The following is a 19,602-nucleotide window of genomic DNA, read 5'->3' on the forward strand; positions in this document are numbered from 1 at the left end:
CACACCACCCCCACGGCCGCACGACAGAACAACAGCCACAGGAACGATCATCCCGTGCCCGCCGTCACCCCCGCAGGGAATTGCGCAGCAGAGTCACCCAGCTCTCCAAAGCCGCGGCGACCACCCAGGGCTCGGGCTGGGGCGTCCTCGCGTACGAGCCGGTCAGCGGGCGGCTCATCGTCGAGCAGGTGTACGACCACCAGGGCAATGTCGGCCAGGGGTCCGTGCCGATCCTGGTCTTCGACGCCTGGGAGCACGCGTTCTACCTTCAGTACAAGAACCAGAAGGTGGACTTCATCGAGGCCATGTGGCAGGTCGTCAACTGGCAGGACGTGGCGAAGCATTATGCCGAGGCCAAGGAGCGCACGCCGCTCATCGCACCGTGACGTGACCGGGGCCGTACAGTCGTCCTGCTCGTGATCGTCTTCTCAACCTTCACCTGCAGGCGGAGTGACGAAGGGCCCCCGGCGAGGACATGACTTGCCGGGGGCCCTTCCACACATGAGGCTCAGAGGTTGGAGAAGTCGGGACCGTTCGTGCGCGTCCGCTTGATCTCGTAGAAGCCCGGGATCGACGCCACCAGCAGCGTGCCGTCCCACAGCTTCGCCGCCTCCTCGCCCTTCGGCGCCGGGGTGACGACCGGGCCGAAGAAGGCGATCTGCTCGCCGTCCGCGCCCGGCACCGCGATGACCGGCGTGCCGACGTCCTGGCCGACCTTGGAGATGCCCTCCTTGTGGGAGGCGCGCAGCTCGACGTCGTACGCGTCCGACTCGGCGTAGTCCGCGAGCTCGGCCGGCAGGCCCACCGCCTCGAGGGCTTCCAGGATCACCTCGGGGGTCGCTCCGCGGCCGTCGTTGTGGATACGGGTGCCGAGCTCCGTGTACAGGGGGCCGACGACGTCGTCGCCGTGCTTCTGCTGGGCGGCGACGACGACCCGGACCGGGCCCCAGGCCGTCCTGAGCAGCTCACGGTACTCCTCCGGCAGCTCGTCCAGCCGGTCCTCGTTGAGCACGGCCAGACTCATGACGTGCCAGCGCACGTCCACCGGACGGACCTTCTCCACCTCGAGCATCCAGCGGGAGGTCATCCAGGCCCAGGGGCACAGGGGGTCGAACCAGAAGTCGGCGGGGGTCCTGTTCTCGGACATCTCTCTCCTCATGTGGGATGCGCACCTCCATGGGCAAACGCCGCCCGTCCCCGTGGGCATTCCCCGATATCCCCGGTCAGTGGCGCATGCGAGGATCGGTGCTGTTCGAACGAGACACGAAGGAGTGGCCGTGCCCGGAGAGAATCTGTCCCGCGACGAGGCCCGCAAGCGGGCCGCACTGCTGGCCGTCGACGGGTACGAGGTCTTCCTCGATCTGCGGTCCGCGATCGAGGAGGGCGGTCCGGAGCCGCGGACGTTCCGTTCGGTGACGACGATCCGCTTCCGCTCGGCCGAGCCGGGCGCCACCACCTTCGCCGATCTGGTCGCCCCCTCCGTGACCGCCGTCACCCTGAACGGGGAGGAGCTGGACCCTGCCGCCGTCTTCGACGGCTCCCGGATCGCGCTCCCCGCGCTCCGCGCCGAGAACGTCCTGGTCGTCGACGCGCAGTGCGCCTACAGCCGGACCGGTGAGGGTCTGCACCGGTTCGTGGACCCGGAGGACGGCGAGGTCTACCTCTACACGCAGTACGAGCCGGCCGACGCGCGCCGTGTCTTCGCGAACTTCGAGCAGCCGGACCTCAAGGCCCCCTTCCGTTTCGAGGTGGCCGCACCCGAGGGGTGGACGGTCTGGAGCAACGGGGCGGAGGAGTCGCGGGACGGGGAGACCTGGCGTTTCGCGGAGACGAAGCCCATCTCGACGTACATCACCGCCGTCGTCGCCGGGCCGTACCACTACGAGACCGATCTCTACACGCGCACGTCCGACGACGGCACGAGGCTGGAGATCCCGCTCGGCGCGATGTGCCGCAAGGGCCTGGCCAAGCACTTCGACGCGGACGACATCTTCCTCGTCACCAAGCAGGGCCTGGACTTCTTCCACGAACACTTCGACTTCCCGTACCCCTTCGGGAAGTACGACCAGGCCTTCGTGCCCGAGTACAACATCGGCGCCATGGAGAACCCGGGGTGCGTGACCTTCCGGGAGGAGTTCGTCTTCCGGGGGAAGGTGACGCAGGCGTCGTACGAGCGGCGGGCGAACGTCATCCTGCACGAGATGGCGCACATGTGGTTCGGCGACCTGGTCACCATGCAGTGGTGGGACGACCTGTGGCTGAAGGAGTCCTTCGCGGACTTCATGGGGTCCTTCTCGATGGTGGAGGCGACCCGCTTCCGCAACGGGTGGGTGACCTTCGCGAACAACCGCAAGGCATGGGCGTACCGCGCGGACCAGCTGCCCTCCACGCACCCGGTCACGGCCGACATCCACGACCTGGAGGACGCGAAGCTCAACTTCGACGGGATCACGTACGCGAAGGGCGCGTCCGTGCTGAAGCAGCTGGTCGCGTACGCGGGGCGGGACGCGTTCCTGGAGGGCGCGCGGCGCTACTTCAAGCGGCATGCGTACGGGAACACGCGGCTCGGTGACCTGCTGTCCGTGCTGGAGGAGACGTCCGGACGGGACCTGGCGGCGTGGTCGCGGTCGTGGCTGGAGACGGCGGGCGTCAACGCGCTGACCCCTGTCGTCACGTACGACGCGGGCGGCCGGATCACCGAGGTGGCCGTCGTCCAGGACGGCGACCACCTGCGGCCGCACCGGGTCGCGGTCGGGCTGTACCGGCACGAGGGCACGGACCTGGTGCGCTACGCGCGCGCCGAGGTGGACGTCGTCGGGGCCCGGACGGTGGTCGCGGAGCTGGCGGGCGAGGAGAAGCCGGCGCTGGTGCTCGTGAACGACGACGACCTGACCTACTGCAAGATCCGCTTCGACGAGGGCTCGCTGGAGACGCTGCGGTCGCATCTGGGTTCCGTCACGGACCCGCTCGCGCGGGCGCTGTGCTGGTCGGCGCTGTGGAGTATGACGCGGGACGCGCTCATGCCGGCGCGGGACTTCGTGGCGCTGGTCCTCGACTTCGCGGGGCGTGAGTCGGACATCGGTGTGCTGCAGATGGTGCACGCGTGGGCGCGTACGGCGCTCGTGCACTACGCGGCGCCCGAGTGGCGCGAGGAGGGCGGGCTGCTCCTGTCCGAGTGCGCGCTGCGGGAACTGCGGCTGGCGGAGCCGGGGAGCCAGCACCAGCTCACGTGGGCACGGTTCTTCGCGACGACGGCGACGACGGAGGCGGACCTGCAGCTACTGCAGGGGCTGCTGGACGGTACGGCGACGATCGACGGGCTGGACGTGGACCAGGAGCTGCGCTGGGCCTTCCTGGAGCCGCTCGCCTCGCACGGGGTGGCGGACGAGACGGTGATCGGCGCGGAGCTGGCGCGGGACGACACCGCGTCCGGCAAGCGCTACCAGGTGCGGTGCCTGGCCGCCCGGCCGTCGGCGGCGGTCAAGGACCAGGCGTGGGCACAGGTCGTGGAGTCCGACGCGCTCTCCAACGCGCTGGTGACGGCGACGATCTCGGGGTTCGTACAGGCGTCGCAGCGGGAGCTGATCGCGCCGTACGCGGAGAAGTACTTCGAGGCGATCGAGCGGGTGTGGGCCGAGAGGTCGATCCAGATCGGCATGGACGTGGTGCAGGGGCTGTTCCCGGGGCTCCAGGACAACGAGTCCACGCTCGCGGCGACGGATGCGTGGCTGGCCGCGCATGCCTCGGCGCCGCCTGCGCTGCGCCGCCTCGTCCTCGAGTCCCGCGACGACCTCGCCCGGTCCCTGCGCGCCCAGTCCTGCGACGCGTCGCGGGCCTGACGCGGCTCGCCCCTTCCCGGGGCAGGCCTCCGGCCCCGGGCCGACCGGACCGTCCGGTCGGCCCGCGTGTCCGTCCTCGAACGCCGGACGGGCTGGGTGGAAGGGGCGGAGTGGGGGAAACGTCCCGGGCGGCGGGTCGGACACGGGGGCCTGATCGGCAGTCGAACGTCCGTACTTTAGGACGGTGTTGTCCTCAATTGTCGACGGGTGTGTAACAGCGGTTAGGAGCCGCCGGGCACGCGGGAATTGGCGGGTCATGAACCACAACACCCCGCTCTCCCCCCGCCCCTTGAGCCACCTCACCGACGCCCACAGCCGCGTCCTCACCGCCGCCCAGCTGCGCGAGCACGGCGTGCCGGCAGGCAAGGCCGCCGAGCAGTGCAGGCCCGGCGGTCCGTGGCAGCAGGTGCTGCCGGGCGTGTACGTGCTCCATCCCGGGCCGCCGACCAGCGAGGAGCGGCTGCACGCCGTGCTGCTGTACGCCGACCGGCCCGGCGTCGCGGGCGAGGCCATGATCACCGGGCTCGCCGCTCTCGCACTGCACGGCTTCGCCTCGGCGCCGCCGCTGCTGTCGCTGGACCGGATCGACGTGCTGGTGCCGCGCACCCGGCGGCTGCGGTCGGCGGGCTGCGCCCGGCTGATCCGGACGCACACGCCGCCGAGACCGGTCGACGTGACGGGACTGCCCGTCGCCCCGGTGGCCCGCGCGCTCGCGGACGCCGTCGCGCGGCTCTCCGAAGCCGCGGCCGTACGCCGCCTGCTCACCGAGGCCGTCCGCGGCGGACACTGTGAACCCGCTGCGGTCGTACGGGAGTTGACCCGCGCCCGGCTCTTGTCGCAGCCCCACGTCGTGGGCGCCGTGGACTCGCTGCTCGCCTGGGGGCGGGCCATCGCCGAGGACCGGCTGTACGCGCTCGTACGGCGGTACGGGCTCCCCGACCCGCTGTGGAACGTGGATCTGCGTCTGCCCGGCGGCCCCCACCTCGGCGGCGTCGACGCCTACTGGCCCGAGCAGGCCGTCGCCGTGGAGCTCGACACCCGTGCCCCCCGCCACAGCGACCTCGGGGACGCCGGGGGCCCCGGCGAGCCGGAGGAGGACTGGACCGCGTACGCCCGTAAGCGCGAGCACCTGGAGCGGCTCGGCATCACCGTGGTCCACATCACCCCGAAGAAGCTGCGGGTGACCCCCGACCAGCAGGCGACGGTGATCCGTACGGCCCTGATGGCAGCGCCGGAACGGGATCCCGCCGCCTACGTGGTCGTCCTCCCCCGCTAGGGCCCGGGCGTCAGCAGAACTCGGCGTCGACGATCGCCGCCGGGTCCCCCGCCCAGTCGGCGTTGAGGTTCAGCGCGAAGGAGTGGCGGGTGTCCCGGGTGGTGACCGCCTCGGAGAGGGAGCCATGGATGCCGCCGCCATGGCCCCACACCTCCTTGCCGCAGGACAGCTCGGTGCGCATCAGGCCGAGCCCGTAGCCGTACCGCGGGGTCTCGGGCGACATCGGCACGGTGTCCGTCATTTCCTTCAACTGCTGTGCGGGCAGGAGCTTTCCGCTCAGCAGCGCGCGGTAGAAGCGCTGGAGGTCCGAGGTGGTCGAGATCATCTCGCCCGCGGCGCCGGCGATCGACGGGTTCAGTTCGGTGACGTCGTGGACCGTGTCCGCGGCCGGGTCCCTGGACAGCTTCGAGTACGCACGGCCACTGGGCCGCGGCATCCTGGCGGCAGTGCCGGGCACGCTGGTCGCGTGCAGCTTGAGCGGGCGCAGGATGCGGCGCTCGACCTCCTGCCCGTACGGCCGTCCCGTCACCTTCCCGATCACCATTCCGGCGAGGACGTAGTTGGTGTTGGAGTAGCTCCAGCCGGTGCCGGGCGCGAACTCCGGCTTGTGCGTCATCGCGACGGCGACGAGCTCGCGGTCCTTCCAGGTGTCGTAGCGGTGCTCGAGGAAGCCGGGCCCGAAGACCTTCGCCTCGAAGCCGGGGTCGGCGGTGTAGCTGTAGATCCCGCTGGTGTGGTTGAGGAGCTGCCGTACGGTGATCTTCCGTCCGTCGTGGCCGTTGCCGCGGACGACGCCGGGCAGCCACTTCTCGACGGTGTCGTCGAGGCCCAGCCTGCCCTCGGCCTCCAGTTGCAGCAGGACGGTGGCGACGAACGTCTTGGTGATGGAGCCGACGCGGAAGCGGTCCTGCGGGAGCCGCTCGCGACCGGTGGCGGTGTTCGCGAGGCCGGTGGTGCCGTCCCAGGTGCCGCCCGGGCCCTGGGCCCTGGCCACGACACCGGGTACTCCGGCGCGCACGGCCGCCTCGATCGCGGTGCGGGTGCCGTCGTGGCCGCCGCCGGTTCCGGGCTCTGCCGCGGCCGTCGTGGGGGCGGCGAAGGCCGTGGTGGCGACCGCGGCCGCCACCACCGCTCCGGTCAGGGCCGTCCGAACCGTACGAACTGTCATACGAACTCTCCTGTCAGCGAGCGTTTGCGTGAGCGATGACGTGCGGGCTCGACCGGCAGGACTCCGCCGGGGCGGGACGCGTTGCCCGGCGTGTGAGGAGTTGGGCGTGTTTCAGCCGTTCACCGAAGGGGGGTCGGGATGGTGTCCGTTCACCCGGCCCACGGCGGGCCGTTCGCGCCACAGGTCGATGCCGATGTCGACGAGCGCGACCCGTTCGAGTGCGGGGACGGCGTCCAGCGCGTGCCAGGCGGCGAGGTCGGTGGAGCCGTCCGCCTCGGGGCGCAGTTCGCCGCCGGTGATCCGCCCCTCGTAGACGATGCGCAGGCTGTGGAAGTCGGAGCCGGCGCCGACCCTGCCCCTGCGCGGCCGGAGCACCCGCATCGAGTCGAGCCCGAGCAGCGCAGTCATCTCGGCGTCGTAGCCGGTCTCCTCGGCGACCTCGCGGACGACGGTGTCGAGCGGGTCCTCGCCGTGGTCCATCCCGCCGCCGGGCAGTGTCCACCGTTTCGTCCCGTCTCGCGCCACCCAGCGGGCGAGCAGGATCCGCCCCTCCCGTACGCACACGGCGTAGGCCGCCACCCTCAACTCCTGGCTCATGCGGCGAGATTAGAGGCCTGATCCCGTCCCCAGCCCAAATCGTCAGACGCTAAACGACCCGGCCCGGCGGAATGCCGGTTATCGAACACTCCGTCCCCGCAGTGCGCGTCCCGCCAATGGCGGATGTGCGCCATGACCACATCCCGCCTCCGGCAACTCTCCACAAACCCCTGTCACTTACGACAGTGTGATCGGTCATCCGGCACCGAATTCCGGACCCGCTTTCACATAAACAGGGATGCTGATGACCTCCGAGTCCCAGAGCTCCATATCCGGGCCGAGACGCGCGGCCCGAGTGGCGGCGGCTGCCTCCATCGTGGCCGCACTGGTCGCCACCGGCACCGCGCCCGCGTTCTCGGCAGCCTCCGCCGATGACCCGGCCGGCTCCGCTCCGGTCAAGACCGCCTCGCCCGCCGACAAGCTCGGCGCCACCGACGCGGAACTGCTCTCCGAGGCCGAGGCCAAGGGCGAGAAGACCGTCACGCTGATGGTCGCCACCGCGCCCGGCCAGACCGAGCAGGTCGCCGCCCAGCTGGACGCCGTCCAGGGCGCCTCGGTCGGCAGGACGTACGACAAGCTCGGCTATGTACGCGCCACCGTGCCGACGGCCAAGGCCGAGGCCGCCGTCAACGCGGCCACCAAGCTGAGCAGCGTCCACGGCATCGACCTCAAGCACGAGATCGAGCTGGACGACCCGACGCCCGCGGCCGACCGCGCCAAGGGCGCGGCCACGACGCCGACCGCCGGCACCTACCCGGCCCCGGACAAGAACACCCCCGCGAAGAACCCGTACAACCCGTCCTTCGAGACGGGCGCGGTGGACTTCGTCCAGGACCACCCGAAGTACGACGGCCGTGGCGTGACCATCGGCATCATGGACTCCGGTGTCGACCTCGGTCACCCGGCGCTCCAGAAGACCACGACCGGCGAGCGCAAGATCACCGACTGGGTGACGGCGACCGACCCGATCACCGACAACGACGGCACCTGGCGCGCCCAGATCACGCCTGTCGAGGGTCCCGTCTTCACCACCGTGGGCGGCACCTTCAAGGCCCCCGCCGGCTCGTACCAGTGGAGCCGCTTCACGGAGTCCATCACCGCCAACGGCGACATGCACGGCGACGTCAACCGGGACGGCGACACCACCGACCGGTTCGGCATCCTGTACGACCCGGCCGCGGGCACGGTGCGCGTCGACACCGACCAGGACTTCGACTTCACGAACAACGCGCCGATGAAGCCGTACAAGGACGACTACCAGATCGGGTACTTCGGCACGGACAACCCGGCGACCGAGGTCGCCGAGCGGATCCCGTTCGTGGTCGAGATCCGCAAGGACGTCCCGATGGACCCGCTGGGCGGCGACTGGGTCGGCAAGAAGGCCGACTTCGTCAACGTGGGCATCATCGAGTCCGAGCACGGCACCCACGTCGCCGGCATCACCGCCGCCAACGGCCTGTTCGGCGGCAGGATGAACGGCGCGGCCCCCGGCGCGAAGCTGGTCTCCTCGCGCGCCTGCTCCTGGAGCGGCGGCTGCACCAACGTCGCGCTCACCGAGGGCATGGCCGACCTGGTCATCAACCGCGGCGTGGACATCGTCAACATGTCCATCGGCGGTCTGCCGGCGCTGAACGACGGCAACAACGCGCGCGCCGAGCTCTACACGCGTCTCATCGACGACTACGGCGTCCAGCTGGTCATCTCGGCCGGCAACGAGGGCCCGGGCATCAACACCATCGGCGACCCCGGTCTGGCCGACAAGGTGATCTCCGTCGGCGCGGCGATCGGCAAGGCCACCTGGGCCGCCAACTACGGCTCCGCCGTGACGAAGTCGTACGCCATGTTCCCCTTCTCCTCGCGCGGCCCGCGTGAGGACGGCGGCTTCACCCCGACCATCACCGCCCCCGGCGCGGCCATCAACACCATCCAGACCTGGCTGCCCGGTGCACCGGTGAAGGAGGCCGGCTACGCGCTGCCCGCCGGCTACGGCATGCTCCAGGGCACGTCGATGTCCTCGCCGCAGGCCGCCGGCGCGAGCGCGCTGCTGATCTCCGCCGCGAAGCAGCGGAAGATCGGCCTCACCCCGGCGAACCTGCGCACCGCGCTGACCAGCACCGCGAACCGGATCAGCGGTGTCGCGGCGCACGAGCAGGGCGCGGGTCTGATCGACATCGTGGACGCGTGGGAGGCCATCAAGGACGGCGCCACCGCCCACGAGTACGCGGTGAAGGCCCCGGTCGACACCGCGATCGACCAGTTCCTGAAGACCCCGGGCTTCGGCACGGGCCTCTACGACCGCGAGGGCGGCCTCAAGACCGGCCAGAAGAAGTCGTACGAGGTCACGATCACCCGGACCACCGGCCCGGCCTGGCCGGTCTGGCACGAGCTGGACTGGAAGTACAACGACGGCACCTTCGACCTGCCGGGCTCCGGCGGTGTCTGGCTGCCGCTGAACAAGCCGGTCAAGGTCAAGGTCGACGCGCGGCCCGGCACCGCGGGTGTCCACAGCGCGATCCTCGAGGTGGACGACGTCCGCACCGAGGGCGTGGACAAGCAGATCCTCGCCACCGTGGTCGTCTCGCAGCAGCTGGCCAAGCCGTCGTACTCCTTCTCGGCTTCCGGTTCGGTGCAGCGCAACAGCCACAAGTCGTACTTCGTGACCGTTCCTGCGGGCGCGAAGACGCTGGAGGTCGCGCTCGGCGGGCTGGCAGACAAGAGCCAGACGCGCTTCATCTCGATCCACCCGTACGGCGTGGGCGTCGAGGACAGCTCGACGATCTTCTGCTACCCGAACTACGAGAGCCCGACCAACACCTGCCGCCCCGACGTGAGGTCGTACGCCGACCCGCAGCCAGGCGTCTGGGAGATCGAGGTCGAGTCCCGCCGTACGTCCCCGCTGCTGGACAACCCGTACAAGCTGGACGTCACGGTGCTCGGTGCCGCGTTCGACCCGGCCGTGAAGACCCTCCCCGAGGCCGAGGTCGGCACGCCGGCCGCGGTCGACTGGAAGGTCACCAACGGCTTCGCCCCCCTCGACGGCAAGCTGAAGGGCGGCTCGCTCGGCTCGGCGAAGGTGACCCGCCCGTCGATCGCCAACCACGAGACGCAGGAGACCACCGTCACCATCGGTGAGGGCGTCGAGCGCCTCGACGTCGCCATCGGCGGCGTCTCGGACACCGCGGCCGACCTCGACCTGGAGGTCTGGCTGGGTGCGACGCAGGTCGGCCAGTCCGCGGACGGCGACTCGGAGGAGGCGGTCAGCCTCGTCAAGCCCGCCGCCGGTACGTACACGATCAAGGTCGTCGGCTACGCGGTCCCGGCCGGCACCACCGAGTACAACTACCGGGACGTGTACTTCGCGTCCTCGCTCGGCACCGTCAAGGTCGACGAGACCCAGTCGGTGCAGCTCGCCAACGGCGCGTCGGCGCAGGTCGCCGCCGAGGTCGTGGTGGGCAGCGCGGCCCCCGAGGGCCGGCAGTTCTTCGGCGAGGTGCAGCTGCTGAACGCGCGCGGCACGGCCGCGGGCACCGGCAGCGTCGTGATCGAGAAGGTCATCCCGTAACGGTGTGACCGGCACCACCGCACGAGGGCGGGCGTCCATGGGGCGCCCGCCCTCCGCCGTGTGACGGGGCCCATGCGTCCCGTACCTCGGACAATGGATTGGACAAGGCGGCCGGGGACATACGCATCATGGAAGCCACCCAGGCCACCCACCAGGCCACCCAGCTGGCAGGAACGTACGGAGGAGTCCCCGTGAAGGTCGGAATCGTCGGAGCCACCGGGCAGGTCGGCACGGTCATGCGCAAGATCCTCGCCGAGCGGAAGTTCCCGGTCGACGAGCTGCGCCTGTTCGCCTCGGCCCGGTCGGCCGGATCCACCCTCGACTGGGAGGGCCAGGAGATCACCGTCGAGGACGCGGCCACCGCCGACTACACGGGCCTGGACATCGTGCTCTTCTCCGCCGGTGGTGCCACCTCCAAGGCGCTGGCCGAGAAGGTCGCCTCGCAGGGCGCCGTGGTGATCGACAACTCCTCCGCGTGGCGCCGCGACCCCGAGGTCCCGCTCGTCGTCTCCGAGGTCAACCCCCACGCGATCAAGGACCGGCCCAAGGGCATCATCGCCAACCCGAACTGCACCACGATGGCCGCGATGCCGGTGCTGAAGCCGCTGCACCAGGAGGCGGGCCTCGTCGCGATGATCGCCACCACCTACCAGGCCGTGTCCGGCTCGGGCCTGGCCGGTGTCGCCGAGCTGCGCGCCCAGGCGTGCGCGGCCGCCGAGAAGGCGGACCAGCTGGCGTACGACGGCGAGGCCGTGGAGTTCCCGGAGCCCGGCGTCTACAAGCGCCCGATCGCCTACAACGTGCTGCCGTTCGCCGGCAACCTCGTCGACGACGGCTCCTTCGAGACCGACGAGGAGCAGAAGCTCCGCAACGAGTCCCGCAAGATCCTGGAGATCCCGGAGCTCAAGGTCTCCGGCACCTGCGTCCGCGTCCCGGTCTTCTCGGGCCACTCGCTGCAGGTCAACGCCCGCTTCGAGCGTCCCATCGGCGTGGAGCGCGCGTACGAGCTGCTGAAGGACGCGGAGGGCGTCGAGCTCTCCGAGATCCCGACCCCGCTGCAGGCCGCCGGCAAGGACGCCTCGTACGTGGGCCGCATCCGTGTGGACGAGACCGTCGACAACGGTCTCGCCCTCTTCCTGTCCAACGACAACCTCCGCAAGGGCGCCGCGCTCAACGCGGTGCAGATCGCGGAACTGGTCGCGGAGGAGCTGCGCGGCTGACGCCGGGTTCGGTACGACGAGAGGGCGGGCGCCGGCCGACGGCGCCCGCCCTCTCGTCGTACGTGGTCAGGGCCTGCGTACCTCGTAGTGGAAGCAGCCGAACTCGGCGGCCCTGATGTGGACGAGGGCGACCTCGGGGTCGGCGAAGGCCTCGACGAGCGCCGCCTCGATCACCGCCGCGGGATCGTCCCCGAGGTCGAGCACGCGTCCCCCGAGGATGTGGCCGCGGGCGCTGTAGCGGCGGGCCGTGCGCTGCGTGCCGGGCCGGGCGAACGGGTATCCGGCGCGTTCCCGCGGCCCCCCGCAGTCCCCGGCGTGGATGAAGACCGGGCCCTGCTCGTCGTACGCGCCCGGGTCGGCCCCGGTCTCGGCGGCCCAGCGGCGCAGCGGGGCGTAGGAGACGAGCGCGATGCGCTCTCCCGCCTCGCTGGGGCGCAGACAGCAGCGCAGCGGTGCGCCGCCCTCCTCGTCGGTGTACGGCGCGCAACGGCGGGCGGCGTCGTCACGCCCGCGGAGCTCTTCGAGTGCTGTCGGGTCGATGGGTCTCGGCCGGTGGGTGATGGTCATGCACCCCAGCGTCCCCACTGCCGCACTCCGCGTCCGGCGGCTTTCGGACCTCGCGTTCGGAGTGCCGCAGGAGGCCGAGGCGATGTCCTCGGCGGCAGGCCGAGAGTGATGACCATGACCGACCGTGAGCAGTCGGCTGCGCCGGGTATCTCCGAGCGGGTGGTCCATCCTCCGTGGAAGGATGACCAGAAACGTCACATACCGAGGAGATGACCGGGTGCCTGGCACAAACCTGACCCGTGAAGAGGCGCAAGCGCGGGCGCGCCTGCTCACCGTTGACTCGTACGAGATCGACCTCGATCTCACCGGGGCGCAGGAGGGCGGCACCTACCGGTCCGTGACCACCGTGCGCTTCGACTCCGCCGAGGACGGCGCGGAGACCTTCATCGACCTGGTCGCACCCGCGGTGCACGAGGTCGTGCTGAACGGGAAGTCGCTGGACGTGGCCGCGGTCTTCCGGGACTCGCGGATCGCGCTCAAGCACCTGCACGCGGGGCCGAACGAGCTGAAGGTCGTCGCGGACTGTTCGTACACGAACACCGGTGAGGGTCTGCACCGGTTCGTCGATCCGGTCGACCAGCAGGCGTATCTCTACACGCAGTTCGAGGTGCCGGACGCCCGCCGGGTGTTCGCCTCCTTCGAGCAGCCGGACCTGAAGGCCACCTTCCAGTTCACCGTGAAGGCGCCCGAGGGCTGGACCGTGATCTCCAACTCGCCGACGCCGGAGCCGAAGGACAACGTCTGGGTCTTCGAGCCGACGCCGCGGATCTCGTCGTACATCACGGCGCTGATCGTCGGCCCGTACCACTCCGTGCACAGCTCGTACGAGAAGGACGGGCGGAGCGTCCCGCTCGGCATCTACTGCCGTCCGTCGCTGGCCGAGTACCTGGACGCGGACGCGATCTTCGAGGTCACCCGGCAGGGCTTCGACTGGTTCCAGGAGAAGTTCGACTACGCGTACCCCTTCGCGAAGTACGACCAGCTCTTCGTGCCGGAGTTCAACGCGGGCGCGATGGAGAACGCGGGCGCGGTGACGATCCGCGACCAGTACGTGTTCCGCTCGAAGGTGACGGACGCGGCGTACGAGGTGCGGGCGGAGACCATCCTCCACGAGCTCGCCCACATGTGGTTCGGCGACCTGGTCACCATGGAGTGGTGGAACGACCTGTGGCTGAACGAGTCGTTCGCCACGTACACGTCGATCGCCTGCCAGGCGTACCACCCCGGGTCGAAGTGGCCGCACTCGTGGACCACGTTCGCAAATTCGATGAAGACCTGGGCGTACCGGCAGGACCAGCTGCCGTCCACACACCCGATCATGGCCGAGATCCGCGATCTCGACGACGTCCTCGTGAACTTCGACGGCATCACGTACGCCAAGGGCGCGTCGGTGCTGAAGCAGCTCGTCGCGTATGTCGGGATGGACGAGTTCTTCCAGGGCGTGCAGGCGTACTTCAAGCAGCACGCGTTCGGGAACACGCGACTGACGGATCTGCTGGGCGCGCTGGAGGAGACCAGCGGCCGCGATCTCAAGGCATGGTCGAAGGCCTGGCTGGAAACCGCCGGTATCAACATCCTGCGCCCGGTGATCGACACCGATGCGGCCGGCGCGATCACCTCCTTCGTCGTCAAGCAGGAGGCCCCGGCGCTGCCCGCGGGCGCGAAGGGCGAGCCGCTGCTGCGGCCGCACCGGATCGCGATCGGCTTCTACGCGCTCAGGGACGGCGCTCTCGTACGGACCGAGCGGGTCGAGCTGGACGTCGACGGGGAACTCACCTCCGTGCCGGAGCTGGTCGGCAAGCAGCGCCCGGCGGTCGTGCTGCTCAACGACGACGATCTGTCGTACGCGAAGGTGCGGCTCGACGAGGAGTCGCTGAAGGCGGTCACGGAGCACCTGGGCGACTTCACCGAGTCCCTGCCGCGCGCGCTGTGCTGGGCGTCGGCGTGGGACATGACCCGCGACGGCGAGCTCGCGGCCCGCGACTATCTGTCGCTGGTGCTGTCGGGCATCGCGAAGGAGTCGGACATCGGCGTCGTCCAGTCGCTGCAGCGACAGGCGAAGCTGGCGCTCGACCTGTACGCGGCGCCGGAGTGGCGCGAGGCGGGCCTGACGCAGTGGACGGACGCGACGCTGGCGCATCTGCGCGCGGCGGAGCCGGGCAGCGACCACCAGCTGGCGTGGGCCCGGGCGTTCGCGGCGACCGCGCGCGCCCCGCAGCAGCTGGAGCTGCTGGCGGCGCTGCTGGACGGCCGGGAGACGATCGAGGGCCTGGTCGTGGACACCGAGCTGCGCTGGGCGTTCGTGGAGCGCCTCGCGGCGACGGGTGACTTCGACGAGGAGGAGATCGCCGCCGAGCTGGAGCGCGACAAGACCGCGGCCGGCGAGCGCCACGCGGCCACCGCCCGGGCCGCGCGCCCGACGCCGGAGGCCAAGGCGGAGGCGTGGGAGTCGGTCGTCGAGTCCGACAAGCTGCCGAACGCCGTGCAGGAGGCCGTCATCAGCGGCTTCGTCCAGACCGACCAGCGCGAGCTGCTCGCCCCGTACACGGAGCAGTACTTCGCGGCGGTCAAGGGCGTGTGGGAGTCCCGCTCCCACGAGATCGCCCAGCAGATCGCGGTCGGGCTCTACCCCTCGATCCAGGTGTCGCAGGCGACGCTGGACGCGACGGACGCATGGCTGGATTCCGCCGCTCCGAACGCGGCGCTGCGCCGGCTGGTCTCGGAGTCGCGCGCGGGCGTCGAGCGTGCCCTGAAGGCCCGGGCGGCGGATGCGGCGGCGGCCACGGCCTGACAGGACAACCGACACCTTTCCGCCCACCCAATGCCCCGCATTGGGTGGGCGGCGCCGTATTTGGGGTCGCTCACATCAGTGAATCGGGTGACCTCGTGTCAACTTCCATTGGCACAAGCCGTTATGCTCCCGGCCATTGTCGTAAGATCTTTCATTCGATGGTTTGAGGGTGCTGATGATCCGAGAGGAATCGCCGCCCGGAACGGCCCGGCCCACGTCGTCGTACCTGTGGCTGCTGCCTGCCGCTGCGACCGCTGCGGCCACCGTGCTGATCGTGGCTCTTGTCTCCTCGTCGACGCGCGTCCCGGTGGCCTGGATCGGCGGAGCAGCCGTCCTCGCCGTCGCCATGGCCTGCGGTGAGGCCGCACGCCGGGGCCGGCTCGTCGCGGAGCTGCGCCGCGAGGTCGCCGAGCAGCAGAACGCGCTGGTCCGCCAGGAGGCCGAGACCGTACGGCTGGCCCAAGTGGCGCTGCCGGAGATGATGGAGCGCCTCCGCCGGGGCGACTTCCCCGAGGACGTCCTCGCCTGGCTCGTGGCGGCGGAGAAGGACGGCGAGCACGAGGAGGGGCTGACGCCCGAGTTCCGGGCGGCGCACCGGGCGGTACTGAGTTCGGTGCTGGACGCGGTCGTCGCCGAGGAGGACCTGCGCGAGTCGGCGCAGCGCGCCTTCGTGAACATCGCCCGGCGCGTGCAGGCGATCGTCCACCAACAGGCACAGGAACTGCGGGAGATGGAGGACCGGCACGGCCGGACCCCGGAGGTCTTCGGCGATCTGCTGCGTCTCGACCACGGCACCGCGCTGATCGGCCGCCTCGCCGACTCCATCGCGGTACTCGGCGGGGCGCGGCCCGGCCGTACCTGGAGCAGGGCCGTGCCGCTGTACAGCGTGCTGCGCGGCGCGATGTCGCGGATCATCGACTATCAACGCGTGGAGCTCCACTCGGTCACCGAGGTCGCCGTCGTCGGTCTGGCCGTGGAACCGCTCATCCACGCGCTGGCCGAGCTGCTGGACAACGCCACCCGCTACTCGCCCCCGCACACGCGGGTCCATCTGACCGCGGTCGAGGTGCAGTCGGGCATCGCCGTCGAGATCGAGGACGGCGGCGTCAACATGAGCGAGGAGGCCCGCAAGCGGGCCGAGCGCATGCTGCGCCAGGCGCAGCAGGGCATCGACCTGAACGACCTGGGCGAGACCCCGCGACTCGGCCTGGCCGTGGTCGGCCGGCTGGCCCAGGCGTACAACTTCCAGGTCGCGCTGCGCTCGTCGGCGTACGGGGGCGTGAGGGCCGTACTCATCGTCCCGCAGGACCTGATCACGAGCGCATCGGCCGCGACCGGCCTGGCGCACGGCATCGGAACCGCCTCGGGGCCCAGGGCGGCCACGCAGCTGCCGCAGCAGCGCCAGCCGCAGCCCAGCCGGCCGGTCACGGGACCGCAGCCCGCGTTGCAGCGGGAGGAAGAGCAGCCCCTGGTGACCGAGCGCACCGAGAACGGCCTGCCGCAACGGCGCCGCAAGAACCAGGTCACTGCGCCGGCCGCCCCCGCCCCGACCGCACCCGAACCGGACGCCGAAGCGGCGCCGCAGGTGCAGCCCGGTATCTGGCTGGCTGCCTTCCAGAGCGGCCTGTCCGGTGAGAACACACAGGACGGCGACGCCTCCTCGTCATCGGCAAACAAGGGGAACCAGCAGTGATTCAGCAGCGGGCCAACATGGACTGGATGCTCAAGGACCTCGCGGAGGGCGTTCCGCAGACCCGTAACGTGGTCGTGCTGTCCTCGGACGGGCTGCGCATGGCCCAGTACGGCGCGGACAACGACACCGCGGACCGGCTGGCCGCCGCCTGCGCGGGGCTGCAGAGCCTCGCGGGCGCCGTGGGCGCCGAACTTCCGCACAGCGAAGGGAAGATGCGGCTGGTCGTCATCGAGATGGACGGTGGCTTCTTCTATCTGATGGCGGCAGGTGCCGGGGCCTTTCTCGCGGTGCTCGCCGACGAGGGAGTGGACGCCGGGCTGATGGGGCAGCGGATGCGGGACCTCGTGATCCGGATCGGAGCGCATCTCAGCAGCCCGCCCCGCCATGACGGGCAGGCCAGGTGAGCAACGGAGACCGGGGCTGGGAGGACGTCAGCCCCGAACGTCTCTACGTCATCACGGGCGGGCGAGCCGGCTCCTCCGCCCCCACCCGTCTCGACCTGGTCACGCTGATAGTGGCCAGGTCAGGGCCCAGGCCCGGGATGCAGCCGGAGAAGGCCGCGATCATCCGGATGTGCGACGCGCCGCTCTCGGTGGCGGAGATCTCCGCGTACACCGGGCTGCCGGTGAGCGTCGTCACCGTCCTGCTCAGCGACCTGCTGGCCGAGAAACAGGTGCTGGCACGCGCACCCGTGGCGCCCTCCCAACTCCCCGACCGCGCTTTGATTGAGGCAGTGATCGATGGACTTCAAAAGCTCTGAGCAGCCTGCGGGGCCCCGGCGCGAGGACATACTGCCGGACACCGCCACCGCCGCCGTCAAAGTGGTGATCGTGGGCGGGTTCGGAGTCGGCAAGACGACCCTGGTCGGCTCGGTGAGCGAGATCCGGCCACTGACCACCGAGGAGACGATGACCCAGGCCGGGGTCGGCATCGACGACACGGTGGGCGTGGAGCGCAAGACCGCGACCACCGTGGCGATGGACTTCGGCCGGATCAGCATCAACAAGGAACTGGTGCTCTATCTCTTCGGCACGCCGGGGCAGGAGCGGTTCTGGTTCCTGTGGCGCGGCCTGTTCGAGGGAGCGCTGGGTGCCGTGGTGCTGGTCGACACCCGCCGTCTGGAGGTCAGCTTCGACGTGATCGGCCGGCTGGAGGAGCGCGGCGTTCCCTTCGTGGTGGCCGTCAACTCGTTCCCCGGCGCGCCCGAGCACCCCGTCGAGGAGCTTCGCGCAGCCCTCGATCTGCCCTCGTCCGTACCGATACTCGTCTGCGACGCGCGGCGGCGCGACTCCAGCAGAGACGTCCTGATGGCGCTGATGCGCTATCTGCATTCCCTAGCCGTAACTCCGGAGGCATCGTGAGCACTCCTCCCACCCCGCCGCCGGGCTGCCCGGCGCACGGACTCGGCCCGGACGGGCTGCGCCGGCTCTACGGCCCCGAGGCCGAGGCCGACCCGATGGCCCTGTACGAGAAGCTGCGTGCCGAGCACGGCGCGGTCGCGCCGGTCCTGGTGCACGGCGACCTGCCTGCCTGGCTGGTCCTCGGGCACCGCGAGAACCTGGACGTGGCGCGCACACCGTCCCGCTTCGCCCGCGACCCCCGCACCTGGCGGGACATGCGCGAGGGGCGGGTCGCCCCCGACCATCCGTTGGGGCCCATGGTCACCTGGGGGCCGGTGTGCAATTTCACCGACGGTCCGGTGCACGAGCGGCTGCGCGACGCGGTCATGGAATCGTTGCAGCGCTTCGACCGGCGGGGCATCCGCCGCTATGTGACCCGGTTCGCCAACCAGCTGGTCGACGAGTTCGCGGCGAACGGCCACGCCGATCTGGTCGAGGACTTCGCCGCCCAGCTGCCGATGCTGGTGATGACCCAGCTCATCGGCGCCCCCGACGAGCACGGGCCGCGGCTCGTCCGCGCGGCCCGGGACATGCTGCGCGGCACCGAGACGGCCCTCGAGAGCGACCAGTTCGTCACCACCACGCTGCAGCAGCTTCTGGAGGAGAAGAAGGCCACCCCCGGCCGGGATCTCACCTCCTGGCTGCTGGAGCACCCCTCGGACCTGACGGACGCGGAGGTCCTCGCGCACGTCCGGGTCGTCCTGATCGCCGCCTTCGAGACCACCGCCAACCTGATCGCGAACACTGTGCGGATGGTGCTCACCGACCGCCGCTTCCGGGACAGTCTGTCCGGCGGCCACATGACCCTGCCCGACGCACTGGAGCAGGTGCTGTGGGACCAGCCCCCGATCAACACCGTGCTGGGCCGCTGGGCGATCGGGGACACGGTGCTGGGCGGGAAGCAGATCAAGGCCGGCGACATGCTGCTGCTGGGCCTGGCCGCCGGCAACGTCGACCCGGAGATCCGTCCCGACCTGTCGGTGCCGGTGCACGGGAACCGCTCGCACCTGGCGTTCAGCGGCGGTCCGCACGAATGCCCGGGCCAGGACATCGGCCGGGCCATCGCGGACACCGGCATCGAGGTTCTGCTGGCGCGGCTGCCCGATCTGGAACTGGCCGTGTCCGATTCGGAGTTGCAGCGCCGCGGCTCGCTGATGTTCCAGCACTTGGTGGCCGTTCCGGTGAAGTTCACGCCCCGTCCTTCGGCGGCGGGGCCGGTCGGGGCGGCGGCGACGCCCGTGGCGGCGCCACTGCCGGAGGCCGTGCCCCCGGCGCCCGCGCCGGCCGTGACCGTTCCGTCCGCCGGGGTCCCGCGCCAGCAGCGGCGACGGCCCTGGTGGGTCCGCTGGTTCAGCCGCCGGTGAGCCGGTGGCCGACGTGACGGGGCGAGGGGGCCACCCTTGGTTTCGTCCGTCGCCCCCTTCTCCCCCCTCCCCTGCCCCCCCCCACCCCCGCCACAAACACAATAACGGAGGCGACCACAAAAGAG

15 protein-coding genes are annotated in these 19,602 nt (G+C 70.7%); 11 read left to right on the forward strand and 4 right to left on the reverse strand.

Annotated features, from left to right (window positions below; genetic code table 11):
• On the forward strand, positions 1-386 hold a 386-nt coding region (locus ACFV9O_RS19555), incomplete at its 5' end, for a Fe-Mn family superoxide dismutase (RefSeq protein ID WP_385419456.1).
• Positions 387-508: 122 nt separating this feature from the next.
• Here ACFV9O_RS19555 and ACFV9O_RS19560 read toward each other — a convergent pair.
• Entirely contained in the window at positions 509-1,147 is a 639-nt protein-coding gene (locus ACFV9O_RS19560) for a DsbA family protein (RefSeq protein WP_385419459.1), read from the reverse strand.
• A gap of 130 nt (positions 1,148-1,277) precedes the next feature.
• On the opposite strand from ACFV9O_RS19560, the gene pepN (ACFV9O_RS19565) reads away from it, so the two are divergent.
• Entirely contained in the window at positions 1,278-3,839 is a 2,562-nt protein-coding gene (pepN, locus tag ACFV9O_RS19565) for an aminopeptidase N (RefSeq protein WP_385419462.1), read from the forward strand.
• Between the two features lie 256 nt (positions 3,840-4,095).
• Positions 4,096-5,115, forward strand: coding sequence for a hypothetical protein (locus ACFV9O_RS19570; RefSeq protein ID WP_385419464.1), 1,020 nt, complete (start codon positions 4,096-4,098; stop codon positions 5,113-5,115).
• A gap of 10 nt (positions 5,116-5,125) precedes the next feature.
• Here the strand turns inward: ACFV9O_RS19570 and ACFV9O_RS19575 are convergent, their stop codons facing one another.
• Both ACFV9O_RS19575 and ACFV9O_RS19580 read right to left on the reverse strand, forming a co-directional pair.
• Positions 5,126-6,283, reverse strand: a complete 1,158-nt coding sequence (locus tag ACFV9O_RS19575) for a serine hydrolase domain-containing protein (RefSeq protein ID WP_385419465.1) — start codon at positions 6,281-6,283, stop codon at positions 5,126-5,128.
• Between the two features lie 111 nt (positions 6,284-6,394).
• Positions 6,395-6,880 carry an NUDIX hydrolase gene (locus tag ACFV9O_RS19580; protein WP_385419467.1) on the reverse strand — a complete coding sequence of 162 codons (486 nt, stop codon included), beginning with the start codon at positions 6,878-6,880 and terminating at the stop codon, positions 6,395-6,397.
• Between the two features lie 244 nt (positions 6,881-7,124).
• On the opposite strand from ACFV9O_RS19580, the gene ACFV9O_RS19585 reads away from it, so the two are divergent.
• Together ACFV9O_RS19585 and ACFV9O_RS19590 are read left to right on the forward strand one after the other, a co-directional pair.
• Positions 7,125-10,442 carry a S8 family serine peptidase gene (locus ACFV9O_RS19585; RefSeq protein ID WP_385419470.1) on the forward strand — a complete coding sequence of 1,106 codons (3,318 nt, stop codon included), beginning with the start codon at positions 7,125-7,127 and terminating at the stop codon, positions 10,440-10,442.
• Positions 10,443-10,633: 191 nt separating this feature from the next.
• Entirely contained in the window at positions 10,634-11,662 is a 1,029-nt protein-coding gene (locus ACFV9O_RS19590; RefSeq protein ID WP_385419639.1) for an aspartate-semialdehyde dehydrogenase, read from the forward strand.
• Positions 11,663-11,728: 66 nt separating this feature from the next.
• Here the strand turns inward: ACFV9O_RS19590 and ACFV9O_RS19595 are convergent, their stop codons facing one another.
• Complete coding sequence (locus ACFV9O_RS19595) at positions 11,729-12,229, reverse strand: DUF1203 domain-containing protein (protein WP_385419472.1); 501 nt, start codon at positions 12,227-12,229, stop codon at positions 11,729-11,731.
• Positions 12,230-12,446: 217 nt separating this feature from the next.
• Between ACFV9O_RS19595 and pepN (ACFV9O_RS19600) the strand changes: the two genes are divergently transcribed.
• The 6 genes from pepN (ACFV9O_RS19600) to ACFV9O_RS19625 all read left to right on the forward strand — a co-directional run bounded on the left by pepN (ACFV9O_RS19600) (position 12,447) and on the right by ACFV9O_RS19625 (position 19,477).
• A complete protein-coding gene (gene pepN, locus ACFV9O_RS19600) occupies positions 12,447-15,020 on the forward strand; it encodes an aminopeptidase N (RefSeq protein WP_385419475.1) in 2,574 nt (857 codons plus the stop codon).
• A 175-nt stretch (positions 15,021-15,195) separates the two neighbouring features.
• Positions 15,196-16,713, forward strand: a complete 1,518-nt coding sequence (locus tag ACFV9O_RS19605) for a sensor histidine kinase (RefSeq protein ID WP_385419642.1) — start codon at positions 15,196-15,198, stop codon at positions 16,711-16,713.
• 17 nt (positions 16,714-16,730) lie between these two features.
• A complete protein-coding gene (locus ACFV9O_RS19610; protein WP_385419645.1) occupies positions 16,731-17,117 on the forward strand; it encodes a roadblock/LC7 domain-containing protein in 387 nt (128 codons plus the stop codon).
• A complete protein-coding gene (locus tag ACFV9O_RS19615; RefSeq protein ID WP_385419477.1) occupies positions 17,114-17,473 on the forward strand; it encodes a DUF742 domain-containing protein in 360 nt (119 codons plus the stop codon). Before ACFV9O_RS19610 ends, ACFV9O_RS19615 begins: the two co-directional genes overlap by 4 nt.
• Positions 17,454-18,074, forward strand: a complete 621-nt coding sequence (locus tag ACFV9O_RS19620) for an ATP/GTP-binding protein (protein WP_385419480.1) — start codon at positions 17,454-17,456, stop codon at positions 18,072-18,074. Before ACFV9O_RS19615 ends, ACFV9O_RS19620 begins: the two co-directional genes overlap by 20 nt.
• Positions 18,071-19,477: a cytochrome P450 gene (locus tag ACFV9O_RS19625; RefSeq protein ID WP_385419483.1), complete on the forward strand. Its 1,407-nt coding sequence runs from the start codon at positions 18,071-18,073 to the stop codon at positions 19,475-19,477. The genes ACFV9O_RS19620 and ACFV9O_RS19625 overlap by 4 nt, the downstream gene beginning before the upstream one ends.
• Positions 19,478-19,602: the final 125 nt, after the last annotated feature.

It is taken from the genome of Streptomyces sp. NPDC059909 (assembly GCF_042730885.1).
GTDB lineage: Bacteria > Actinomycetota > Actinomycetes > Streptomycetales > Streptomycetaceae > Streptomyces.